Annotated in this window: 1 protein-coding gene; it reads right to left on the bottom strand. The window is 57.5% G+C overall.

Annotation, left to right across the window (positions count from 1 at the left end):
- A partial coding sequence (locus C5471_RS22770; protein WP_339959322.1) for a DUF6531 domain-containing protein occupies positions 1 to 3,383 on the bottom strand: 3,383 nt, incomplete at its 3' end.
- Positions 3,384 to 3,432: the final 49 nt, after the last annotated feature.

Raw genomic sequence — 3,432 nt, 5'->3', positions numbered from 1 at the left:
GTGAAGTAAGCCAGCGGCGAGCCATCCAGTTCGCCAAAAAGGCGATATTTTCCCGCCCACGCTATTTTCCCTTCCTCGTTCGTGACTTCCAGCGGCGCACCGTTGATATCAGTGTGGTACCAGTAGTAATTGTGCCGGGCTCCCCGCGTGACGATGCTGGCCAGCGGGGTGTAGCTGTCATGGGATTCATAGCAGTAGGTCTGGGTTTCGCCACTTTTCGGGTCACGCTCCTGCAACAGTCGCAGGCCGTGCCAGACAAAATCGGTTTGTTCATAACGCGCCAGCCCACCAAGCCCGATCTTCACCACCTTGCGGATACGCCGACCAAGGGCATCATAGTGATAATGCGCCGTTGTGTTGCCGATTTTCGCCACCGTCAGGCGGTTGTCACCATCATAGCGGTAATCCTGGGTTTTGTACCACCGACACTCCCGACGGGTAATATTGCCGTGCGGGTCATGCTCATAGCGCCATTGCCGCCAGTCGCTCAGGCGGTCGCCCTGCGGCGTCACCGCTTTAGGGATCCCTTGCTCTTCTGCCTCCCGTTCCAATATCGACTGCGGTTGCTCCAGCAGGTTATCCGCCCGGTCATACCACAACATATCTTCATAAGCGCTGCCCTGATGCGTCACTTTTTTCAGGCGACTCTCCGCGTCATAAAGGTAGTCAATCATGCCCCGGTAATGATCTGCCATCATCTGCAATTCGTCCTGGGGGCCGTAGACCCACGCCCGCCACGGCTTGCCTTCGCTAAGATAGGGCCGGGGGTCAGCATCAGCCTGTTTCAACGGCAGGCTGTACTGGTGGATACAGCGTCCCAGCGGATCATAATCGCGCAGCTGGAACAGGTTGCCCTGCGTGCGGCGGGTTTCACGATGCAGTTGGTCGCGCTCAAATTCAGTGAGGAGTTTCTGTTCATGCCGGATGGCGCTCAGGTGGCCGGAGCCGTAGTAGAGCCAGCTTAAGGTGCCGCCCTGTGGCAGCGTGAGGGCCGTCAGGTTATCCAGTTCGTCATAGCTGAACTGGAGGCTGTCGTCGCCGTTCTGCTCCCGAATGACCCGCCCCAGCGCGTCATAGTCAAAACGCACGGTGCTGGGGACTATCCCCAGAGGTTTGCCGTTGTCATTTGGCTCACGGCGGGCTTCCCGCAGCCTGCCCATGCTGTCCCACCGGTATTGATAAGTGTCGGTGTAGGTTTCCCGCTGAATCAGCTGACCGGCTGCATCATAATGCTGGTGTACCTGACGTTCCGGGTATTTGAACACGCGGTCACCCATGCGCCGTTCGGTGCTCAATAAGCCCGCCGCGTTGTATTCATACAGGATGAGGGTGTCGTCAGGACGGATTTCTTCGATTAAGCGCCCTTCGGCATCACGGTTTAGCCGGTAACGGTCATCGTTGGCGTTGTCGAGCTGTATCAGATGGCCTTCGGGGCTGTACTGATAGCGAATTTGACGTTGCAGACGGTCTGTCGCACAGACCACCTGACCAAATGCATTGTATTCCCAGGCGCAGGGCGCATTCTCATTGCGCTGGTGATGGGTCAACTGACCCGCGCTGTCCCATGCCATGTGTTCGGTGGAGTCGTCAGGATAGGTGACCTGAACCAGTTGACCATTATCATCATAATGATAGTAGGTACTTTCCATCAGGGCATTGATGACTCTTTCCAGCCGATACTCCTTGTCATAACACCATACCGTGGACTGGCCTGAACAGTCAGCATGGCGGATAAGCTGTCCCTGCTCATTCCACTGAAACTGGCTTTCGCCACCTTTAGCATCAGTGCATCTGGCAGGCCGCAGAGTGTGACGATGCAGATAGTGATAACGCGTGGTCTGTTTAAGTGGAGACGTTTCACTCATCAGCCGCCCAAATTCATCGTAAGCCAGCGCGGTCTCGGTGCCATCCGGCCAGAAGATAAAAGTGAGCCGGTCGGTGTCATTGTGGTATTGCCAGCCAGTCTGGTTGCCGTTGGCATCGGTGAAACTCAGCTGGCGACCGTGTTTGTCCCATTCACTCAGGCGGGTATGGCCGTCCGCATCGGTGTAGCCGTTCGGCAGACCAAATTCATCCCACAGGATATGGTGTTCGGTGCCCGTGCGGTCGAGACAGTGGATGAGATGGTGCGCGTCGTTGAGCCGCCAAACCGTGCGGGTGTTGTCATACCAGTGTGCCGTGCGGGTGAGGTTCCCGTCATCGTATTCCAGCCGATAGCCCGCCCCTTCACTGGTTTGCTGGGCAAGCACCCGCCACAGGCCTTCTTCCGTCTGTTCCCACTGGTAATCACAGCGCAACCCCCGCGCATCCTGATGCCATGCCATCAGGCCCTGCGCCGTCCAGCCGAACTGACGCTGGAGAAAGTCGTTGCGATGGCTGACCCCGGTCAGTTGGGCGTGTTCATTATAATGGTAGCGGCAAAGCTGAATACGATGGCCGTCATACCATTCACGCCAGACAACGGTGAGGCGGGAGACCGTCTGGTTATCGTGTTCCATCATCACGTAATCGCAGTGCAGCTTCAGCCCGCCGCTGCCCGTGATGCTGACCATCTGATGTTGTTCGTTGTAATGGCAGCGCTGCTCGTGACCCACGTTATCGCGGCGGTGGCTCAGGCGGCTTATGCCGTCATTATCAAAAGCCGTATAGTGATAAACCTGTTCGCCCGCGTCACGGATTTCCCAGGTGTCTTCCGGCGTGTGTATCAGCGCGCTTTGCGCTTCCGGGCAAAAACAACGGTGGCCGGCAGGGACATCAGGAAAGGGCACGATATCGCCGGCAGGGGAACGCCAGAGTAATCCGCCGTCCACGCGGGTGAGATGGCTTTCCCAGAACAGGCTCCAGCCCTGACCCAGTACGCTGTCATACTGATAACGGCTCAGGTAGCTACGCTGCCAGTAGAGCGGCAATTCAGCGTCAAAAACGAAGTCCAGCTCATCCTCATCGTGCAGAAATTTCTGACCGGCAATGGCTTCCACCGGGTTCATCAGAATACCGGCGACAGGCACAGCCACGGCAAGCGCCCCCAGCCGACAGGCGATTTTGCGGATTTTATCCGCTCCCGGGACCTGGCTAAACAGCGTTTGCAACGCGCCGGGGCCTTTGGCAGCCGCGCCGCCAAAACTGACTAACCCGGCGGCAAACATCGTTAAATCGGAAACGGTATACGCCCAGTGGGGGATTTCCGGCACAATGTTGGCTGTCTGCGCCGTTCCGCCGCCGATAAAGACATTCGGCGAACCGGTCATTACCGCCGCATCACAGACCGTTTTGTCTCCGATCCGCACCGCAGGATAGCCATTGATGAAAACGGAAGCCGAGCCTTCTGCCATCTGGCGCAGGCCATGCTCTTTACTGCATTCCACCGTGCTGCGTGTCGCGATAGCGGCGGGTCTGCTGTTGATAAAGACATTGGGGGAGCCTCGCGTAATT

The organism is Photorhabdus tasmaniensis (assembly GCF_011189505.1).
Taxonomy (GTDB): domain Bacteria; phylum Pseudomonadota; class Gammaproteobacteria; order Enterobacterales; family Enterobacteriaceae; genus Photorhabdus; species Photorhabdus tasmaniensis.
Note: the sequence above shows the minus strand (reverse complement) of the source record. Positions and strands in the feature narration are given on the sequence as shown.